Source organism: Acidaminococcus sp. (assembly GCA_022482815.1).
Lineage (GTDB): Bacteria > Bacillota > Negativicutes > Acidaminococcales > Acidaminococcaceae > Acidaminococcus.
Window position 1 is genome coordinate 2,610,861 of the sequence record JAKVOM010000001.1, and the last position, 20,854, is coordinate 2,631,714.

Consider the following 20,854-nt stretch of genomic DNA (forward strand, 5'->3'; position numbering starts at 1 on the left):
CTGCAAAGATTTATTTTTCTCTGCAGCTCCGTTTTTTTATATTACACGCTATTATTTTAACAAGGGGTGCCCTTACTTTCCAAAAAATTCCACAATGGCATGGATAGCCAGGGCCATATGCTGCGGATTTTGGAAGGGATGGTTAGCTCCTTCTACGGGGATGAATTCGATGACGTTATCTTCCGCAAATTTCCGCGTCAGTTCAATAGGAATCATTTCATCCTTTGTACCGTGAATAATGAGCATGTCATCGGCATAGTCAAAATATTCATGATTGCGCACGTCAAAGGCTTTCAGCGAATCCATAAAGGATTGGTCAATTTTCATCTTGCGTTCGAAACCGACCTGGATTTCCTTACCCTTCTCAAGGTTCTTCATGCCCACTGCATCGATATGATTCGACATGGATTCGTACATATTGACGCCGGGGCAGCGCAGGGCAATCTTTTTGAACGGGTTTCCGACTTCAATGATATACCGCAGTGTCAGATAGCCGCCAAAGCTCGTGGAATAGTTGTAAAGAGTTTTGGCACCCAGCGTATTTTTTGCATAGTCTGTCACGATTGTCAGATATTCCAGACACTCCTCTACGGAGAGTTTCTTGCGGGCGTCCTCCCCATGACAGGGCCAGTCAAAGGTGATGACGGCCCAGTCTTTATATTTAGAAAGAAGGTGCTCCGCAAAACTTTTCGTTCCGGCCGTATCCTTGCTGCTGCCGAACCCGTGCGTCATGATGACTACATTGTCAAACTCACGGGCCGACTTCGCATGGTCACCGACAAAGAAGCGGCAGCGGATGCTGTATCCTTCCGCATTAATCTGCAATTTCTTTTCTACCATAATTTCCCTTTCTCACCATCCTGCCATATAAAGCGTACCCAGGTATTCCTGCATTCCCCGGTGCTCCAGGTAATGATCCATATCATCTTCCTCCCAGTTGTACGGAGTACGGAAGATTTCTACAGATACATTATCGTAGGATTCCAGGAAATGGTCAAATTCGATTTTGCGTTTCAAATCAAGGAACCCATCTTCACCCGCCAAATCGATGAACGCGGAGAGCTCAGCCTCCTTATTCATAATGTCGAAGGAGTTCTTCCTATCCAGCATTTCAATCCGGTGTTCCCAGTCATCACGATGTCCGAATGTCACCGTGAAGCCATCCACCAGGTGTTTGTCATCCACGTAGTGAATCTGGGTAAAATCTTTGTTGGACGCGTCCCAAATGCTCTTGAGCCGCAGGATCTGCATGTTGCGGGCTCCGAGGAAGCGCTTCAGCAGCGGAGTATCCTCCATCAACTTCTTCTTGTAGAAGCGAAGGACTTTCAGCGTTGCCTCCACGGCAGGCTCTTCCACTTTTTTCGAAGTCGGGAGTTTTTCCAGATCAGGATTCGTAAGTAATTCCATTTGTTACCTCCTTAATGCCAGAAGAAAAACCAACAATCGAAGTCTGATAAGCCTGCGCGGCGGACCCCTTATGGTTTCATGTCAGACCAGATCCGCAGGCCGACGTAAACGCCGAGAGCAACCCCAATCAAGGCAGTTGTCAAAGAACGCTGCGTCACGCCAACCTCGCTGAGGCTGAATCCGAAGACAAGCAAAGCAACGACATCATCAAAGTGCATAAGCAGCCTCCTTTTCACCAGTTCCTTAGAACGTCGAGTGGCTCCTATTCTACCACAAATCAAAAAAATAATCAGTACGAAATTATGGATTGCATTTTGAGGCAGCAGCGGGTAAAATGAGGAGAATTATAAAATTCGTGTAAATTGGTGAAAAAATAGAAAAGTGCTTTTGGCATATGGCATTTAGCCCCATAAATGCGAATTTTGGGCTTTATCTGATAAAGCCATAAAAATCAAAACAGGAATTGTGAAGATACAAAAGTAAAATTTCTTCACAATTCCTGTTTTTTATTTACTGCAAACCGCTCCGCGGTTTGCCTCCGTAGGCGGGCTGCGGAATTTACATTATTGACGCCAAGAGTTCTTTCGTGTATGCCTCTTTCGGGTGTTCAAAGACATCGTCTGTGCTCCCCTGCTCCACGATTTTGCCCTGATGCAGCACGATAATCTGCGTACACAGTCGTTTTGCCAGGAGAAGGTCATGCGTGACAAAAAGACAGGTAATGCCATGACGCTGTATCGTATTCCGGATGAGCATGCCGATTTCAAGCCGCAGGCTGGCGTCGACAGCACTCGTAATTTCATCGCATATAAGAAGCTGCGGTCCGATACACAAGGCACGCAGGCAGGCCGCCCGCTGGCATTCGCCGCCGCTGACTTCATGAGGATAGCGTTTCAAGAGTTCCGGTGTGAGGTGACATTCCTCCACGAGCTGCCGAAACTCCGAGTCCGAAAGATGAATCCCATAATTCCGGATGCCTTCTTCGACACTGTGCTGCAAGGTAAAGCGGGGATGAAAGGAAGCCGCGGGATTTTGGAAAATCATCTGCACTTTCCGGTACAGTTCGCGCCATTCTTTGCGTGAAGCTCTCGTAATATCTTTTCCCTCCAGAAGAAAATTGCCGCTGTCAGCCTGCTCAAGACCGCAGAGAATGCGGCTCAGCGTACTTTTCCCGGAGCCGCTTTCTCCGACGATACCGAGAAAAGTGCCGCCGGGCACAGTAAAGGAAACGTCGTCCAGAGCACGAAAAGCATGCCCGCGCCGGCTAAAGCTCTTCACGAGGTGATTGACTTCAAGAAACATAGGACGTCTCCTCCTTTTCGCCGATACCACAGCGCTCGAGAAGCATCTGTGTATAAGAAGACTTTGGCGAAGCGATGACCTGTGCGGCAGGGCCGATTTCCTGGATGACGCCGTCTTTCAGGACCATCAGGGTATCGGCCATGTACCGGGCCAGGCGGATATCATGAGTGACGAGAACGAGACTCATCTTGTGATATTTCCGCACGCGAAGGAGTGCGTCGGCCATTTTTTTCTGGGTTACGCTGTCAACGGCGGAAGTCGGCTCATCGGCAAAAGCCAGCACAGGCGGCCGCAGCATTGAAAAGAGCAGCTGCGCCCGCTGCACCATACCTCCGGAAAGTTCCTGCGGATAAAGATTAAGTGCATCCGGCGATAAGTCCAAAAGCGAGGCTCGTTCATCCGTCAATTCATTAAATTCCTGCCTGGAAAGCTTTCCGTCTTTGCCTACGGCATCCCATAGCTGCTGCCTGATTGAGTAAACAAGACAGAAGGAAGACAGCGCATCCTGAAAGACATACTGGACAGCATGGCTTTGCCAGAGTTTTATCTTATCCGCGTCACGCAGAACTTGTCCGCAGAAAGAAATCGTACCGCCAGTCTGCGTCACGCCGCGCGAAAGAATGCCAGCGGCGGCCTTCAGGATCGTCGTCTTGCCGCTTCCCGAGGCACCGACAATGACAAAGATTTCTTCCTTATGGACGCTGAAGGAAATCTCCTTAACCAGAGGCCTTCCGCCTGCTTCGATGGTAACGTTATGAAGTTGTAGGATTGGTTCATTGTTTTCCATGGGAACTCCAAAAAAGCTGTGGCGCTATCGCGCGAAAAAAGCTGTGACGTTATAGCCGCCGTTGGCGGCTGACCTTTCCCTCGAAAGGCGTTTTTACTATTCTACATCCAACTCAGGCGTGATTTCGTAGTAGTCCGAGGGATGAGCCGTGAGGCCCTTCACATTTTTCTTCATGACAAAATTCATTTTGAGGAATGACACGTACAGTACAGCGTTATCGTCCAGGATCTGCTGCTGAACAGCAAGGGCAAGCCGATTTCTTTCCGTACGGTCAAAGGTATTGTGCAGTTTATCAATCAGGGCATCGACATTGGGATTGCTGTAATAACCATTGTTATAGGGCTCTTCGGAATAAATTTTGCTCATCAGATAATATTCCGGGTCACCGGTCGGCGCCGTCACCATCGCCTGTGCGTAAATATCGTATTCACCGCGCTTCAGGAAATCCTTATAGTTATCCGTGGCGTTGACGTCCAGTTTAATACCGATTTTCTTCAGCTGAGACTGGGCATATTCCGCAAGAAGCGGCAGTTCCTGCCGGGATACATAAGTAAGCCAGCGCAAGGTCAGCGGCTTTCCGTCTTTCATGACATAGCCATCTGCATTCTTCTCAGTGTAGCCGGCCTCAGCGAGAAGCTTTTTAGCGCCTTCAAGGTCATATTGGGGAGCCTTGAGTCCCCGGCCAAAATCCGTATGGGTTGGAAAAGCCCCTACTGCAGGTTCTCCGTTGCCGTTTAAGAGCACATCTACAAACTGCTTCTTGTCAATAGCCATGGCAATGGCTTGTCTCACACGGTTATCCTGCAGAACCGGCGTCTTAAAGTTCATAGCCGCCTGGTACACGCGGCTTGTTGCGCAGGAAGAGATTTTGTACCGATTTTCATCACTAAAGTCTTTCAAGCTGGCATAAGGCAGTCCCTGCACAGCGTCGAGTTCCCCACTCTGCATAGCCATGGAAAGAGTTCCGCCGTCAGTAATACTACGGACAATGATGCGATCCATTTTGGGTTTTACATCACCCCAGTAGGTTTCGTTTTTCTTCAGCTCTACGCCCTCGTCATCCGCGCGGATTGCCGCATAGGGACCCGTCCCCACGGCAATACGATTCCTGATGCCCGCTTCCATATCAATGATGGCACTATACGGGTCAGCAAGGTAGTTGATAAGAGCCGGTACTTTTTCCCGGGCATGAATCGTGACTTTCTGACCATCGGCAGCAATGCGGTCGATTTTAAGGTCGTGAGGTGCCCTGTCATGGCGCTTCAGAAGATCTTCAAAGCACGCTTTTACAGCTTCGCCGGTCACTTTTTTCCCGTTTGAGAAGGTGATATTGTCCCGAAGCTTAATTTCCAGCGTATAGTCGTCAATCTGCTTATAAGACTCCGCGAGCCAGGGCTGCACGTTCATATTCTGGTCAAATTTAAAGAGTGTCTCCCCGACACCGTATCTGACGGCACTCCAGCCACTATACGCTTCATGGGGATCCAGGCTGGCATTTTGCATAGCCGGGCCATAGGCCATTGTCCCGTAATGAAAAACTTTCCCCTTTTTCTGAGAAGAAGGACTACTGCCGCAGCCACTAAGTGCCACGGCTGCACCCAAAAGAAGGGTCAGACAAATTTTCTTCCATTTTTGTTTCATCATATCACCTCATGTTTCTATACTGTGGTCGACAACGTCGCGCAGCGCATCGGCAAAAAGCTGAAATATTGCCACGGTTACAAAAATGCCAAGTCCCGGTGCCAATACCGTCCATGGGGCCGACTGCAGTAGACTGCGGGAACCGCTCATCATGGATCCCCATTCTGCAGCAGGCGGCGCCGTACCGAGTCCCAGAAAAGACAGCCCGGCCAGTTCGGCGATGACCGTACCCACATCAAGGGCAGCCGTAACGACGATAGGCCCGATGACGAGCGGCAAAACCTCCAGTTCCGACGAACCGCTCATCCTTGCCGCTTCCATAAACGGTGCATGGCGCAGCGGCCGGACAAGGCCGCTGGCAAGGCGGGTGTATTTGGGCCACGCCACCAAAACGATTGCAAGCGCGGCATTGAGTGTCCCGCCGCCCAGAATGCCTGCCACGGCAATAGCAAACACCATGGTCGGAAAGGCCAGGAACACATCAGCGACGCGCATAAGAACAGTAGCCGCTTTGCCCGGATGGAGCCCGCACATAATGCCGATAAAAGAACCGAAAAGGGTGGCTGAAAGCACCACGGCAAGGGCGGAAAATACCGTCACCTTCCCGCCGGCAAGAACCCGGCTGAAGAGGTCGCGCCCATAGCGGTCCGTGCCGAGAATATGGACACCTCCCGGCGGCTGCAGCGCCTCATTAAGATTTTGGACATAAGGGTCAAAGGGTGTCACTGACGACGCAAAAAAGCAGAGCAGCAAAAGAGCAATTACAAGACCGAGACAAAGACAAAACCGCTTCCTTGTATGGAGTGTCATGTGTCTCTCCCCCTCTCTGCCACGCGGGGATCAATGGCTGAGCTAACGATGTCTGCTGCCAGATTCACACCGACGTAGATAAAGCACATCCAGATGACGTAAGCCTGAATGACAGGGTAATCCCGAAGCACAATAGCATCGACAGCCAGTTTGCCAATACCGTCCCACAAAAAGATGGATTCAACAATAGCCGCCCCGCCAAGAAGCGACCCGACAGAAATGCCTAAGATGGCAAGAAGCGGTGCCAATACGGAACGCAGAACGTAATGAGAGAGAATAAAACTTTCAGAAAGGCCCCGCACGCGGGCGGCCTGCACATAATTTTTGCTGAGCTCATCCAAAAAGACCGCCCGGATCTGCCGCACATATTTGGCAATCATGGCGATAGCAAGCGTCAGCGCCGGCAAAAGTGGAAACTGGGAATGCCCCAGAAATGAAAAAAAGTGCCATTTGACGGCGAAAAGGTAAAGCAGCAGCAGTGCCACAAAAAAGTCCGGCGTAGCGTTTCCAATAAAGGAAATGACGCGCACAATCTGATCCCAGATACTATCCCGATGTACTGCGGCCAAAATGCCAAGCGGCAGAGCCACAAGGAGGGTAATGGCAATGGCGAGAAGCATCAGTTCCAGTGTGGCCGGCAATTTGGCAAGAATCGCCGTAAAGACGGGCTGACCGGAGACAAAGGAACGTCCCATGTCGCCGTGCAGAATGTTCCAGAGCCAGCTGCCGTACTGGACAAAGAAAGACTGATCAAGGCCGAGTGAAGCCCTTTTAACAGCCGCAGCGGCTGCGCTGGTATTGCCGCTTAGGGTGTACAGCATATCTACTACATCTGTTGACACGACATGCATAAGCGCAAAAGAAAGAAACGTACTGCCAAACAGAATCGGTATCAGATGAAGCAGCCGTTCCAGGACATAGCGCCGCATGGTATTCCCTCCCTTCCCCTTGATTTGGTACTATTATAAAATTGAAATTTAAAGTATGAATATCCCCCGGGGAGGGATATAATGAAGGCAGTATTGCTGTGGCGCTGACGTGCGGAAGAAAATCTGTAGCTGACTGCGTCGGCGAGGTGCGGCCTTCGGCCGAAAGAGAAAAAATGAAAAGCACTTTTAGATTTTATCATTTGGCGTTTATTCTTTTCTGTGAAAAAAGTGGTAACTGAATAGGGTTTCACCTGCGGGATTCAGGGGCCATCTTTCACCTTTTCTCGTTAGCGCTGATATGGCGAACCTTCGGCAGAGAGGGACATCCTCCACTGCAAGCGGTTTCCGCTATTTTACTTTCCTCCCCCACTTCGTGGTCCACCCTCGTCCTAAAGGACGGAAAAGAAGCTATCCTCCACCGCTATCGTCAGCGCTTCCTACCGTCAGTGCTGACTGCGGTTCCCCTCCTTTCGAAGCCGCATGGCGGCTTGAAAGGAGGTCCTAGAGGAATTCCAAACCTGACGGTTTGGCTTAATTAGAGCGTCTTTTAAGAAAGGAAATCATCATGGATCATGAGCTTACTTACTTTGAAAATTATGCCGAGACATGGGATAAAGATAGGAAAGAAAATCCGGAGAAAATGACCCGGATTCTGCAGATGCTCTCTCTCCCACCGGACGCACACGTTCTCGACGTCGGCTGCGGAACAGGTATTCTCGTCCCTTACCTGCGAAAGATTCTGACGCACGGCGGCACGATTGAGGAACTGGATTATTCTCATAAGATGCTGGAAAAAGCCCGCGAGAAATTTGGAGCCCTGCCGGGCATTACTTTTACCGAGGGAAATGTGTTGAGACTTTCCCTGCCCGAAGCCGCTTATGACACCGTACTCTGTCTCAATTTCTATCCCCATATCGGTTCCAAGGGCGAAACTTTTATCAAGAAAATCACCCGCACCCTGAAGTCGGGCGGTTCACTTATTATTTTTCACGATGAATCGCGGGCTCACGTAAATCATATGCATCAGAACACCGACGGCATGGAATCGGCCCTGCTGCCGCCCGTTGACGTACTTGCCATGCTGCTTATCGGTGCGGGACTTACAATTGAAATCGCCTTTGACACTAATGACCTGTATCTCATCAAGGGAACAAAGAAAGTACCTGACTCTCCATTTGATGTAAATGGAAACACTGCAAACCGGACTTCTCTCCATACGGAAACGAAAAAAGTCATCCACCGGCTGGCCCGCATCAGTGGTCACCTTGAAGGAATCCGGAGAATGATTGAAGAAGGACGTGACTGCAGCGAAATTCTCATCCAGATTTCTGCCGTCGACTCGGCGCTCATCAGCACAGGTAAAGTTATCCTGCAGGATCATATCTCCCACTGCCTTGTCGATGCTGTAAGAAGAAATGATGCAGCAAGTATTGAGAATCTGCAGAAAGCAATTAGTAAGTTGATAAAGTAGAAGAAAAGTGGATAGTGGAAAGGTGATTAGTACAATCGTTGGAACATCTGCTTTGGCGGATTCTTAATAAGTAAGCTGTGGCGCTGGCGCGCGGAAAGAAAGCTATAACGCTGTGGCCGCCGTTGGCGGCGAGGTGCTGCCTATAACTGAGAGGATAGCCAAACCAGACGGTTTAGCTTAAAAAACTACCGCACCGGTTCTTTCGAATCGGTGCGGTAGTTTATGCTTTGAAAGAAGCCAAGCGTTCCGGACTCGGTAAATTCAGAAGAGTTGACTTTTCATCGCATACAGTCATATAGGCATTTGTCACAGAACCAGTCCGTGGCTCGAAGCAACAAGGTGTAATAGGAGGGTCGATAAGGCGCTTTGCTGGACTCAAACAAAACGCCGCCCACGGTCATGACCTGTGGCAAGTATTTATTATTTTACTTTTTCCAGGAGTCTCTGTGCAGCTCTGTATACCGGCACATCGACATATTTCCCATCGACAAAGACATGTGCTTTTTCTTCGTCGGAAGCATTTTCATACGCAGCAACTACACGGCGGGCAAAATCAATTTCGCTTTCGGGAATGCTGTAGACAGCGTTGATGATAGGCACGTGATTAAGATTGGTCAGGCCTCTGCCGGCAAAGCCCATCTTCTTATCATCTTCCGTATCAATGCGGACAAATTCCTCGATTTCCTTGTTGGAACCCTCTGGGCAGAACACAGCCGTGTCATAGGCTTCCACGCCGGCTGCCTTTGCATCCATGACGAGCTTTTCCTTAGCATAGACGAGCTGCAGGCATTTTTCGGTCAGATCCCGCTTAACGCCCATGGCCGTCGTAAGGTCCACAGCGCCCAGGGTCAGGCCGGTAACACGCTTGGTGCAGGAAGCAAGTTCGTAAGCATTGCGCACACCCAGCGGCGTTTCAATCATAAGCAGAAGTTCCATCGTGTTGCGCGGCAAATCATGAGTCAGTTCATACTGCGTAATGATAGCATCGACGTCGAGTACATCACGCGGATTTTCACACTTCGGCAGACGAATGAAGTTCGGATGGCATGGCAGAATTGCCTCCAGATCCTTACGGCCCCAGGGAGATTCAAAAGAATTGATACGCACGCCGACTTCCTTCTCACCAAAATCTACATGCTGCAGTTTATCGACAGCCCAGGCACGAGCACTCTCTTTAGCCTCAGCCGGGCAAAGGTCTTCCAGTTCAATGGTTATCGCGTCTGCTTCACTTGCCAGTACCTGCTGCAGTTTTGCATCGTCTCCGCCGATAACCCAAGCCAGTGTTCTGCGTAATTTTGCCATGCTAACTCCTCCATTCCCTTGGAAATCTGTGATGTTGCCGGACGGCACAGCCGCCGGTAAATAATTTCTATACCCATTCCATTCTATTGTAGGAAGTTCAGTCTTATCTGTCCAATATGAGTTTTTCATAATATTATAAGGGTGGCTTATAATTTTTAAAACATAGTGAGTAGTTGGAAATGGTTAGTACAACCGTGCGGGTACCTGTTTTGACTGATTCTTGAGTTAGATTACAACCGGTTTTATATTCGCTGCAAACCGTTTACGGTTTGCTTTCGACAGAGCGACACGCGACCTGCAACCTGGTGGTCCGCGTCTTTTATCAAACCGCCAGGCGGTTTGATAAAAGACAATAAAAAAGCCTGCTGCAATCTGCAGCAGGCGAATTTACGAATGGCGGAGTGGCAGGGATTTGAACCCTGGCGGGGTGTAACCCCCCTAACGATTTAGCAAACCGTCCTCTTCAGCCACTTGAGTACCACTCCAAAACAACTGACTTATTAAGGTTACACGATATTGCCTAAAAAGTCAAGTGCGATTTCAGTGAATCTTTCTTCTTACGGCCCAAGAATTATTTCACAGCCGCTTCGAAAACTTCCTTTACGTGATTCCGGATGAATTCATACGTATCGTCCGGAGAGGCTTCGTACATCTTCTTACCATCTACGAAGAAGGACGGCACATAATAATAATCATCGGCAAAAGGAACGATTTTATCCGGTTCTTCGGACTCTTCAATACTGACCATCGGAATCTTATTATATTCCGGATGTTCTTCCTTCAATTCCGCCATTGCTTTTCTGGCATTAGCGCAGTAAGGACAAGTTGATAAATGAATGAAAGTAATTGTTTTCATGGGATTTTCTCCTTTTTTATAAAAAAATGCATTTGGCTTTTGGCCTCATTGCGAAATAATCGGCAGATAGCACACCAGTTAGCCGGCAGCAGATAGCTGCCAATAGCTTAGCCTTCGGCATCTTGGCTTCCTATAGAGCGACCTGCGACACGCGTTTTTCACCACGCTGCTACGGTGCCGTCAGCTCTGGGCTCCGTGGCGCCGGCGAGGACGCCTTCTTTGTTTCTCAGAATCATCTGTCCGCGGCCGAAGCTAGTGAAATCTTTCTTAACTGTGATTTCATGCCCCCGCGCGCGGAGTGCTTCTGCGACTTCGGAGCCAAAGCCTGCTTCGATTTCAACCTTTTTGCCGCCGGTCCACTGCCACCGCGGAGCATCGAGTGCCTCCTGCGGATTGAGACCAAAATCGATGAGATTCATCATGACCTGCACGTGACCCTGAGGCTGCATGAAACCGCCCATGACGCCAAAGGGTCCGACTGCTTCCCCGTCTTTCATCAAGAAACCGGGAATAATAGTATGATAGGGTTTCTTTCCAGGCTTCAGCGTATTGGCGTGCGACGGATCGAGACTGAAGCTGCAGCCTCTGTCGTTTAAGGCAATGCCGCGGTGCGGAATCACAATGCCGCTGCCAAATCCTTTGAAATTGCTCTGGATGTAAGAAATCATATTGCCTTCTTCGTCTGCTGCACAGAGGTAAACCGTACCGCCGCAGTCGGGGCTGATTGGTTTCGGCATCAGTGCATCTTTTCCGATTTCTGCCGCGCGCCGGGCCGCGTATTGACGGCTCAGAAGATAGTCTACAGGCATCTTCATGTGACGCGGGTCCGTAATGTATTCGCGGCCGTCCACAAAGGCAAGTTTCATAGCTTCAAGCTGCCTATGAATGGTTTCGACATCATCTCTCCCCGTCATGCCGCTCATCTGCTGCAGAATATTAAGCGCCATGAGCGCGACAATTCCGTGTCCGTTCGGCGGAATCTCACAGATATCGTACCCATGGTAATTCAAATGCACCGGTGTCACCCATTCGGCCCGGTAGGAAGCAAGGTCTTCCTTACGGAGATAGCCGCCCGTCTTGCGGGAGAAAGCGTCGATTTCACCGGCAAGAGCGCCGCGGTAATAGCTTTCGCAGTGACTATCTGCCAAAAGCCGCAGCGTCTTTGCATGATCCGGCAGTGTAACCAGGTTCCCGGGCTGCGGAGCACCCTTGGCAAAAAATGTTTCAAAAAGAGGTGCAAACGAAGGGTCGCTCTTAAAAGGTGCAAAGGTATCCACGGAACGTTGCCAGAGAAGACTCGTAATCGGCTGGACAGGATAGCCGTTTTCGGCATAAGAAATGGCCGGTTCAAAAAGTGACGCAAAGGGCAGCCGGCCAAAACGTTGATGCAGTTCGGCCCATGCCGACGGAGCACCCGGCACCGTCACGGCAGCCCAGCCCCGGTCCGGCATTGCTGTATAGCCTTTTTGTTTCATAGCCTCCGGAGTCAGGGCCTGCGGCGCATATCCGCTTCCATTAAGACCGTAGAGCTGTTTTGTTGCAGCATCCCAGTACAGAGCAAAAGCATCGCTGCCGAGGCCATTGCTCGTCGGTTCCAGCACAGTCATGCAGATAGCCGTAGTCAAGATAGCATCCACAGCATTTCCGCCCCGCTTCAGTGCGTCAAGACCTGCCTGAGCCGCGAGAGACTGAGAAGTGCATACTATTCCCCGGCGGCCGTACACCACGCCCCGCCGGGAAGGATAACGATAGGTGAGACCATCAAACTTCATCGTAGTTTCCCTTTCCGCACCAAATGCCGGTGCTGATAAAGATTATTGCCCTCATTTTACAATAGAATCAAAATAAAAGGAAGCGTCCAGGATGAGAGAATAGTGATGACTTATATTGGCGCCTGTCCCTCCATTTCTTGACATTCCCGCGGAGTTCCGATATACTTTCTAATGTTACGGAGAGGTGGCCGAGCGGTTTAAGGCACCAGTCTTGAAAACTGGCGATCCCGCAAGGGACCGTGGGTTCGAATCCCACCCTCTCCGCCATTTGAAAAGGTAAGGGACTGTCGCATTTTGCGACGGCCCCTTTTGTATCAAAAACAAGGTAAAAGCAAGGCGCGGCCTCATTGAATGAGACCGCGCCTTGGTGTAGAATTTAAATATGCCAAAAAAGAAACCTACACAAAAGGATTATACAAAAATTGGCAGTTCTTATCAACTTTTTCTTCCTCTAAATTTTGAAGTACAAATCCCTAATGACGATCCTGTTCGCTTGGTGCGTGCCATGGTAGAAGGGATGGATGTAAAGGCATTGTATGACACGTATTCTCATGTCGAGAATAAATTAACGTCACCAATTCAGCTGCTGGAAATCGTCATTTATGCATGTATGGAAGGAATTCGTGGTTCGCGTAAGATAGAGCAATCCTGTAAAAGAGACACTCATTTCATGTTCCTCTTAGATGGGAAAAAAGCTCCGGATAATGCAACCATTGCAAGATTTTGTTCCCTCCATCTAAAACCATGTATCAAGGAGCTCATGATTCAGATGGATAAATGGCTGCTGGCTCGCGGGTTCATCACGCTGGATAGCCTGTTCATCGATGGGACAAAAATTGAATCTGTGGCAAACAAATACAAATTTGTTTGGAAAAACAGAGTCTTAGGCAGCCAGAACAAACTCATAGAGAAACTGGAGCAACTGGTTCCCGAAATCGAGGAACGTTTCGGAATCAAGGTCTGTTACGGAAACACTTTCCACATCCGTCATTTAAAGAAGCTCCTAAAAAAACTGCTTGTCATAAAGCGGGCTGAGGGAATCGAGTTTGTTCACGGATGTGGGAAAAGAAAGACCATCCTACAGAAGTACTATGAGATTTTAGCTAACTATCTCAAACGGCTTAAGGTGTATACGAAGCAGCTTCATATCTGTGGGGAACGGAACAGCTTTGCCAAAACAGACCCGGATGCTACCTTTATGAGGATGAAAGAAGACGCCATGCTTAATGGCGCCTTAAAGCCGGGATACAATGTCCAATATGCAAACAATTCCGGTTTTACCTTGTTTGCAGATGTAAGTGCACATCCAACAGACATGCGGACACTCATTCCTTTTCTTGAAGGATTTGAAGCCCACTTCGGTCAGAAATTTGCAAACATTGTAGCCGATGCAGGCTATGAAAGCGAAGAGAACTTGGTCTGGCTGAAGAAGAATCAGTATACTTCATATATCAAGCCTAACAATTATGAAAGAAGCAAGAGGAAAAAGTATAAGAACGACATCGGCAAAGCAGAAAACATGACATATTTGCCTGATCAAGACATGTATATCTGTAAAGGCAGGAGACTGCTGAAAGTCAGCAAAGTAACCCAGGTAAAGAACCGGTCGGGATATGTGTCAGAGAAAACATATTACGAATGTAAGGACTGCAGCGGTTGTCCCTACAAGGAACAGTGCATCCATGGGAACAATTGCAGGACACCCATGGAGAAAAGAAACAAGAAATTAGTGGTCTCGAAGAATTTTGCTGCATTGAGGGCAGAATCCCTGAAGAACATTACTTCCGAATATGGTAAGGAACTGAGGATGAACCGCAGTATACAGGCAGAAGGAGCCTTTGCGGATCTCAAGGATTCATTAAATGTCAGAAGACTAGAAACCCGAGGCAAAGGAAATGCCCTGGTAACAGTGGGAATATGTGCCATGGCACGGAATGTCTTGAAGGTTCATCACAAAGTTCAAGACGGCAAAGAGGATTTGCACTTGTATCCGCTGAAAAAAGAGGCCTAAAAGATACAAAAAGAGCGCTCGAAAAAAGCAACTTAGGGTTGCTTAATTTCGTGCGCCCTTTTTTCATCTCAAAACATATTCAACTAAAAAATAAGGCAAATTGGGGCCTTTAGCAAGTTATTTCAGGGATTAAAAATCGGTCACTTGCGACAGCCCCTTTACGCAGGTCGCCGGTCGCTGGCCGCGGGTCGCCCGTGGAAGCAAAATGACCAAAGCATTTTGCTTTAAACTTATAAAAATAAACCCTGAAATTTAAGTTAACTTCTAAATTTCAGGGTTTATATCATATTTTACTTGAGCCAAAAGCATCTTTTTATTTTTCACAGTCCCTTTTTCGCTGTCTACAGCTCCAAAAGCCGCGGGTGCTATGCAAGTATCAGTTCTGACGTACGATACCTGTCAAATCCTTCATACTGGTACGATGCGTCGATACCTTCCATATAAATCTTCCGGTCATTGATCCGGTCAGTCAGCGCCCCCTGCAGCAGTCTTTTGAGTTCCATGTCGCTAACAGGACTTTGTTCCATGACCTTGAGGTATGCTGCCTTATCGACACGGCTCCAGTCGACCACCTGATGGATTTCTTTTTTCAATATAGTATTCAGCCAGATGCGGCTGCTCCGTCCATTGCCTTCCCGAAAGGGATGGGCCACATTCATTTCCACATATTTCTCAATGATTTCGTTAAAAGTACTCTGAGGCATTCTGTCAATCTGCTGCAGCGATTCTTCCAAATACCGGCACGAGGCAAAACGAAAATTTTCTTTGGACATGTTAACAGTCCTCAGTTTTCCGGCAAACTCATAAATGTCCTGAAAGAGATACTTGTGAATGGTCTGCAGTCCTTTGAATGTTCCTGCTTCAACAGTGTTCAGCAACTTTTTATCATATAACTCCAAAGCACGCAGCTTAGAAAGTCGTTCTTCTTCATCAGCCAGTTTCTGGTCATCTGTAATATGCAGCTTATTTTCCAGTGTCATTTGAATCCTCATTTTCCCTGTGTGAATTTTAACCCTATATAACTATTATAAGAAATAAAGCAATTTCCTACAATTTATTATCTGATATAATAAACAAAGATAACAACATACACGGAAAGGATGGATGCCTCCATGATTCTCATCACTTGTGTCGATGATTCAGGCGGGCTTATGTTTAATCATCGCCGCCAGAGTCAGGACCGGGTTCTGCGCAGTGAAATCCTTGCTCTGACGGGCGGTAAGAAGCTTTGGATGGATGCCTATTCGGCCGCACTCTTTGAAGGAACAGATGCTCCGATCCAGGTCGACGAAGATTTCCTGGAAAAAGCCGGCTCTGGAGAGTATGCGCTCCTGGAAGACCGGGAAGCAGCTCCCTACAAAGACCGGATTGAAAAGATTATTCTGTACCACTGGAACCGGGCCTATCCGGGCGATTTATATTTTGACATCGACGTGACCAAGGGCTGGCACTGCACCTCTACGAGAGATTTTGCCGGTTCTTCCCACGACAAAATTACGGAAGAGGTATATGAAAAATGAAAAAATTCACAAGCCTTGCGGCATCCCTCCTGCTGAGTATTTCCCTGCTCTTTACGGCCTGCGGCAGTTCCGCCCAGACGAAAACACAAACGTCATCTGCCAAGAACAAAGCAGCGGTCACCCAGAAAGCACCTGCTGCCAAATCGCAGACGTCATTTGATCTTGCGAGCATCCCGGAATTTTCCGGGAAACCTTACGTTGTCATCAACAATAATGTGCCGTCCTTCTCTGACAAGGACAAGGCTTCGACAACTTCCTTCGAGCACTACAGCAAGCTCGATAGTCTGGGACGCTGCGGCGTGGCATACGCCAATGTCAGCCGTTCCACGATGCCGACGAAAAAACGCGGCGCTATCGGAAGCATCAAGCCGACAGGCTGGCACATTGCCAAATATGACGGCATCGACGGCAAGTACCTGTATAACCGCTGCCATCTGATTGGCTACCAGCTGACAGCAGAAAACGCCAATCGCCGCAATCTGATCACGGGGACACGGTACCTGAACGTCACGGGCATGCTGCCTTTTGAAAACATGGTTGCCGACTATGTCAAAGAAACAAATCACCACGTACTTTACCGGGTCACTCCGATTTTTAAAGGCAATGAGCTCGTAGCACGCGGCGTCCAGATGGAAGCCTACAGTGTGGAAGACAAAGGCGCCGGCGTGCAGTTTAATGTGTACGCGTATAATAATCAACCGGGAATCGTCATTAATTATCAAACGGGTACTAGCAAAAGAGAATAGCAACATAGTTCAAGGGGCTGTGAAAAATGAATTTATTTTTCACAGCCCTTTTTTCGCCTTCGGTAGCCCGCTGTCCGCCCGCGGAAGCAAAATTGCTGCGGCATTTTCGCTCTGAACTAATTTAAAACAACTTGTGTAAATGATCTGTAGCTGCCCTCTTATTTTCTTTCAGAAAATAAGGAAGGGCAGGACCGCTTGCGGTGGGTATTCAGTACGATAACAGGGATTAGTGCGATAAAGCGCCTGCAAAATCCATACTAAATCTTTATTTGTAGCACTAGCCCCCATCGCGACCTCCTTTCAAGCCGCTTTGCGGCTTCGAAAGGAGGGGAAACCGCAGTCAGCACTGACGTTAGGAAGTGCTGACGATAGCGGTGGAGGATAGCGTTTTTATTCAAGCCGTTTTGCAGTGAGCGATGGACATCCCTGCCGCCGAAGGCGGCCACAGCTTCATAGCTTTCTTTCGCGCGATAGCGCCAAAGCGCTGTATTGTTCCCCTTTCTTGTCCTCCACTATAAAATAAGGTATAATATTTGTGCTGTCCCTGCATGGCTGAAGATGAAAGGACTGCCGATGCAGGTTGATGATTTGATAACGAGGGTAACAGAATGGATATTGTGGAACAACTGAAAGAAAAGTCAACATTGTCTGAGGACGACTTTCTGGAACTCATCAAGACAAATGATCCGACTCTGCGGAATCGTCTTTTTGAGGCCGCCCAGGAAGCGGTCACGTATTTGCTGAACCGCAAAATCTATCTGCAAGGTGTGCTGCCTTTTACGAACCACTGCCCAAGAAATTGCTTTTACTGCAATCTGCGTGCCGAAAACAAAGATTTAAGCCGCTATCGTATGAACTGGGAACAGATCCGGGCGGCCTGCCGGGAAGGCTACAACATGGGACTGCGTACCTTTGTCCTGGAATCCGGGGAAGATCCGTATTACACGGATATGATTATGTGCAACATCCTGATGAATCTGAAGGATGAATTTCCGGACTGCGCCATCACCCTGTCCATGGGAGAACGCAGCAAGGCTTCTTACACGCGGATGTTTAAAGCCGGTGCCGACCGCTATCTGCTGCGCTTTGAAACAGCAGATCCCCTGCATTTTTCCAGGCTGCATCCTCCTTCCTATTCTTTGTCGACAAAAATCAACTGTCTCAATGATTTAAAAGAAATCGGCTATGAGACAGATACAGGGTTCATTGTCGGTGCCCCTTACGAGATGCCGGATTATCTGGTTCGCGATTTGACACTGATGCAGGAACTTTCTCCGCACGCTATCAGTCTTTCGCCTTTTGTACCGAAAGAAGGAACTTCCTTCCGTAGGCATCTGCCGTGCGGCGTGGAGACGTATCTGCGCATGGTTGCTATTCTGCGCGTCATGTTCCCGAAAGCCAACATCGCGGCTCCCTATTCACTCCGTCATATCCACCTGCAGGGTCAGATTATGGCCGTGCTTGCCGGCGCCAATGTACTGCGAATTCCGATTTTGCCGCCTAAAGATATGGGTGACCTGCCGCGGCTGCCGCGAGTATCGCTGCTGCGGACACTCCAGTCGCTCGATATGAGCCTGGAGCCACATGGTTTCCAGATGGTCGTGGATCGGGGCGATTCGAAACTAAAGAAAAAAGTAACTCTGAAATTATCTGAAATGCCGGAAGATCCGGAGATTTAAGGCGAGTAAGTTGTGAGTCTTGAGTTATGTTATGAGTTATGAGCTGTGAAATGGCGAGAGATCGCTGCTTCACAGCTCTTGTTGTTTAGCATAGTTTTTAGGCAGAAAGGGACATTTTCTCACGCAACGCGAATCCTTTTCCTTCCTAAGCCACAGAGTGGATTAGAAGAGGGTTAAGGGCTGGTGCGACTATTTTTGTTTACTTCTACGAGCGGCGAAAAAAAGACTGTGAAACAATGATTACTCACATTATTTCACAGTCTCTTTTTTATTTCTTTACATGATCCCTTACGATATCAAGGATCAGATTTCCGATGTCTTCTTTCGACATCATGCCGATATTCTGTACGGTACCATCGGGGAAGAGGAACTTCACTACGTTGGTATCGGTACTGAAACCGGCACCGGCCATGGTCACGTCGTTAGCGACAATCATGTCCAGATTCTTCTTTTTCACTTTCTCGGCCGCGTTCTTCACCAGGTTCTGTGTTTCCGCGGCAAAACCGACGAGGAACTGATGCTTCTTTTCCTGTCCGAGACGCTTCAGGATATCCGGCGTCTTATCCAGTTCGAGTGTCAGCTTCTCATCGTTCTTCTTAATCTTTTGTTCTGCCATATGATGCGGCTTATAGTCTGCCACAGCGGCAGCTTTGATGACGGCATCCACGGAAGGATACACCTCCAGGCACGCCTTCATCATTTCTTCGGTCGATTCGACTCTCTGCAGGCACACGTGATCCGGTACCTTGAGTGCCGTCGGACCGGAAATGAGCGTCACATCGGCACCGCGGCGCACAGCGTCACGGGCAATGGCGTAGCCCATTTTCCCACTGGAACGGTTGCCGATAAAACGAACCGGGTCAATGGCTTCGCGCGTACCGCCAGCCGTCACCAGAATGCGGATTCCCTTGAGATCCCCATATCTTTGGGCCAGGTAGTGGTCGATAAAGCTCTTGATTTCTTCCGGTTCAGGCAGCCTTCCGTCGCCGCTGATTCCGCAGGCCAAATGCCCGCAGGCACTGTCCATGATGACGATACCGTCTTTTTTCAGTGTCTCCAGGTTTCTGACTACGGCCGGATTGTGCAGCATGTTAGAGTTCATAGCCGGGCAGATGATTTTCGGCTTATCGCAAGCAATAAGCGTTGTCGAAAGCAGGTCATCGGCAATGCCGCCGGCCATCTTCCCGATAATATTGGCAGTAGCCGGAGCAACGACTACAAGGTCTGCCCAACGGCCCAGTGCCACATGTTCGACGTTGAATTCGTCATTGCCGGCCCACATATCGTGAGCTACAGGATGACCACTGATTTCCTTAAACAGGAGCGGCGACACGAGTTTCGTAGCGGCTTCCGTCATGACGACGCGCACCTCAGCACCCGCCTGTACCAGGCGGCTTACGAGGGTTACAACTTTGTAGGCCGCAATACCGCCGGCCACACCTACGACAATCTTCTTGCCTTCTAGCACGATATGCTCCTCTTACTTTTTAGCTGGTTCAGCAGTCACGAGACCTGCATCAATTTCATGCAGGGCAATGGAAACCGGCTTATTGGAATCGCATTCAACAAGAGCCGGAGCTTTATCCACGAGCTGACGGGCACGTTTAGCCGCCATAATCACAAGACCATACTTGGAACCTACTTTGTCATACAATTTATCAATGCTTGGTTCAACTAACGACATAATGACACACTCCTTTACTTACAACTGCAAGTGCCATCCCCATTGGGTTGGCAATGGCAGATCTCATCGACTATATAATAAGTGCGGCCCACCTTGAGGTGTTCCACATCGATGATCTTACTGACTTTGTCGGTAGCCTTTTCGACTTCGTCATTGACTACAATATAGTCATACTTGGAAGCATAGGCCAGTTCAGACGTAGCGGCGCTCAGGCGGCGTTTGATTACGTCCACGGCATCGGTACCGCGTTTATAGATGCGCTTTGAAAGTTCATCCAGGGAAGGCGGCACGATGAAGACGAATACGCCGTCAGGATAGTTTTTCTTGACCTGCAGGGCACCCTGAGGATCGATTTCCAAAATGACATCCTGACCTTCATCCAGACGGTCCAGTACGTACTGGCGCGGCGTACCGTAGTAGTTGCCATACACGGACGCATGTTCCAGCAGGCCGCCGCTGCGAATCATTTCTTCAAACTCATCACGGGTCTTGAAGAAGTAATTCTTGCCGTCTACTTCACCCCTGCGGGGAGCGCGGGTTGTGCAGGATACGGAATAGGCCATATCCTTTCTTTTTTCCAAAAGCCGGCTGCAGATTGTTCCTTTACCGGCACCGGAAGGCCCGGATAACACCAACAAAATACCTTGTGGTTTATTCATCTTCGGTTTCCTCCTCATCCTCGTCTTCCCCGTTATCATCCTGATTGAACCGGTTTGCTATGGTCTCCGGCTGCAGGGCAGACAGCACGATATGACCACTGTCCATAATAAGGACTGCACGGGTCCGGCGTCCATAAGTGGCGTCAATGACCACACCCTTGTCCCGTCCGTCCTGAATGATTCTTTTGATAGGAGCCGATTCCGGCCCGATAATCGTAATCACACGCTGGGCAGAAACAATATTCCCAAACCCGATATTGATTAATTTGATATCCATA

21 protein-coding genes and 2 tRNA genes are annotated in these 20,854 nt (G+C 49.0%); 6 read left to right on the forward strand and 17 right to left on the reverse strand.

Annotated elements, in window-relative coordinates; all coding sequences use genetic code 11:
* Positions 1-72: 72 nt before the first annotated feature.
* From LKE33_11285 to LKE33_11320, 8 genes are all read right to left on the reverse strand, one after another.
* Positions 73-840, reverse strand: a complete 768-nt coding sequence (locus LKE33_11285) for an alpha/beta hydrolase (GenBank protein ID MCH3951501.1) — start codon at positions 838-840, stop codon at positions 73-75.
* Positions 841-852: 12 nt separating this feature from the next.
* Entirely contained in the window at positions 853-1,407 is a 555-nt protein-coding gene (locus LKE33_11290) for a hypothetical protein (GenBank protein ID MCH3951502.1), read from the reverse strand.
* Between the two features lie 68 nt (positions 1,408-1,475).
* Positions 1,476-1,625 carry a hypothetical protein gene (locus LKE33_11295; GenBank protein MCH3951503.1) on the reverse strand — a complete coding sequence of 50 codons (150 nt, stop codon included), beginning with the start codon at positions 1,623-1,625 and terminating at the stop codon, positions 1,476-1,478.
* Between the two features lie 340 nt (positions 1,626-1,965).
* Entirely contained in the window at positions 1,966-2,709 is a 744-nt protein-coding gene (locus LKE33_11300) for an ABC transporter ATP-binding protein (GenBank protein MCH3951504.1), read from the reverse strand.
* On the reverse strand, positions 2,699-3,496 hold the full coding sequence (locus LKE33_11305; protein ID MCH3951505.1) for an ATP-binding cassette domain-containing protein: 798 nt from the start codon (positions 3,494-3,496) through the stop codon (positions 2,699-2,701). The genes LKE33_11300 and LKE33_11305 overlap by 11 nt, the downstream gene beginning before the upstream one ends.
* Before the next feature lie 96 nt (positions 3,497-3,592).
* Positions 3,593-5,140, reverse strand: a complete 1,548-nt coding sequence (locus LKE33_11310; protein MCH3951506.1) for an ABC transporter substrate-binding protein — start codon at positions 5,138-5,140, stop codon at positions 3,593-3,595.
* Positions 5,141-5,146: 6 nt separating this feature from the next.
* Positions 5,147-5,947 carry an ABC transporter permease gene (locus LKE33_11315; protein MCH3951507.1) on the reverse strand — a complete coding sequence of 267 codons (801 nt, stop codon included), beginning with the start codon at positions 5,945-5,947 and terminating at the stop codon, positions 5,147-5,149.
* The gene (locus LKE33_11320) at positions 5,944-6,876 is read right to left on the reverse strand and encodes an ABC transporter permease (protein ID MCH3951508.1); all 933 of its coding nucleotides are present in this window, start codon (positions 6,874-6,876) and stop codon (positions 5,944-5,946) included. Before LKE33_11320 ends, LKE33_11315 begins: the two co-directional genes overlap by 4 nt.
* Before the next feature lie 565 nt (positions 6,877-7,441).
* Between LKE33_11320 and LKE33_11325 the strand changes: the two genes are divergently transcribed.
* A complete protein-coding gene (locus LKE33_11325) occupies positions 7,442-8,347 on the forward strand; it encodes a metal-sensing transcriptional repressor (protein ID MCH3951509.1) in 906 nt (301 codons plus the stop codon).
* 420 nt (positions 8,348-8,767) lie between these two features.
* On the opposite strand, the gene LKE33_11330 is transcribed toward LKE33_11325, so the two are convergent.
* The 4 genes from LKE33_11330 to LKE33_11345 form a co-directional block, all read right to left on the reverse strand.
* Positions 8,768-9,649, reverse strand: a complete 882-nt coding sequence (locus tag LKE33_11330; protein ID MCH3951510.1) for a CoA ester lyase — start codon at positions 9,647-9,649, stop codon at positions 8,768-8,770.
* Between the two features lie 394 nt (positions 9,650-10,043).
* A tRNA-Ser gene (locus LKE33_11335) sits at positions 10,044-10,134 on the reverse strand.
* Between the two features lie 86 nt (positions 10,135-10,220).
* The gene (locus tag LKE33_11340; GenBank protein MCH3951511.1) at positions 10,221-10,505 is read right to left on the reverse strand and encodes a glutaredoxin; all 285 of its coding nucleotides are present in this window, start codon (positions 10,503-10,505) and stop codon (positions 10,221-10,223) included.
* Between the two features lie 158 nt (positions 10,506-10,663).
* Complete coding sequence (locus tag LKE33_11345; protein MCH3951512.1) at positions 10,664-12,277, reverse strand: gamma-glutamyltransferase family protein; 1,614 nt, start codon at positions 12,275-12,277, stop codon at positions 10,664-10,666.
* Between the two features lie 178 nt (positions 12,278-12,455).
* On the opposite strand from LKE33_11345, the gene LKE33_11350 reads away from it, so the two are divergent.
* Positions 12,456-12,544, forward strand: a tRNA-Ser gene (locus tag LKE33_11350).
* A gap of 115 nt (positions 12,545-12,659) precedes the next feature.
* Complete coding sequence (locus tag LKE33_11355) at positions 12,660-14,288, forward strand: IS1182 family transposase (GenBank protein MCH3951513.1); 1,629 nt, start codon at positions 12,660-12,662, stop codon at positions 14,286-14,288.
* A gap of 365 nt (positions 14,289-14,653) precedes the next feature.
* Here LKE33_11355 and LKE33_11360 read toward each other — a convergent pair whose 3' ends face one another.
* A complete protein-coding gene (locus LKE33_11360; protein ID MCH3951514.1) occupies positions 14,654-15,268 on the reverse strand; it encodes a Fic family protein in 615 nt (204 codons plus the stop codon).
* Between the two features lie 132 nt (positions 15,269-15,400).
* On the opposite strand from LKE33_11360, the gene LKE33_11365 reads away from it, so the two are divergent.
* From LKE33_11365 to hydE, 3 genes are all read left to right on the forward strand, one after another.
* Positions 15,401-15,808, forward strand: coding sequence for a hypothetical protein (locus LKE33_11365; GenBank protein MCH3951515.1), 408 nt, complete (start codon positions 15,401-15,403; stop codon positions 15,806-15,808).
* Positions 15,805-16,554, forward strand: coding sequence for a DNA/RNA non-specific endonuclease (locus LKE33_11370; GenBank protein ID MCH3951516.1), 750 nt, complete (start codon positions 15,805-15,807; stop codon positions 16,552-16,554). The genes LKE33_11365 and LKE33_11370 overlap by 4 nt, the downstream gene beginning before the upstream one ends.
* Positions 16,555-17,162: 608 nt before the next feature.
* Entirely contained in the window at positions 17,163-18,233 is a 1,071-nt protein-coding gene (gene hydE, locus LKE33_11375; protein ID MCH3951517.1) for a [FeFe] hydrogenase H-cluster radical SAM maturase HydE, read from the forward strand.
* A 268-nt stretch (positions 18,234-18,501) separates the two neighbouring features.
* Here the strand turns inward: hydE and coaBC are convergent, their stop codons facing one another.
* Genes coaBC through LKE33_11395 form a run of 4 tightly spaced genes read right to left on the reverse strand, consistent with a single transcriptional unit; the run spans position 18,502 to position 20,853 of the window.
* Positions 18,502-19,701 (reverse strand): bifunctional phosphopantothenoylcysteine decarboxylase/phosphopantothenate--cysteine ligase CoaBC, encoded by a 1,200-nt coding sequence (gene coaBC, locus LKE33_11380; GenBank protein MCH3951518.1) that lies wholly within the window; start codon positions 19,699-19,701, stop codon positions 18,502-18,504.
* Between the two features lie 12 nt (positions 19,702-19,713).
* Positions 19,714-19,917 (reverse strand): DNA-directed RNA polymerase subunit omega, encoded by a 204-nt coding sequence (gene rpoZ, locus LKE33_11385; GenBank protein ID MCH3951519.1) that lies wholly within the window; start codon positions 19,915-19,917, stop codon positions 19,714-19,716.
* 14 nt (positions 19,918-19,931) lie between these two features.
* Positions 19,932-20,576, reverse strand: coding sequence for a guanylate kinase (gmk, locus tag LKE33_11390; protein MCH3951520.1), 645 nt, complete (start codon positions 20,574-20,576; stop codon positions 19,932-19,934).
* Positions 20,569-20,853 (reverse strand): DUF370 domain-containing protein, encoded by a 285-nt coding sequence (locus tag LKE33_11395; protein MCH3951521.1) that lies wholly within the window; start codon positions 20,851-20,853, stop codon positions 20,569-20,571. Before LKE33_11395 ends, gmk begins: the two co-directional genes overlap by 8 nt.
* Position 20,854: the final 1 nt, after the last annotated feature.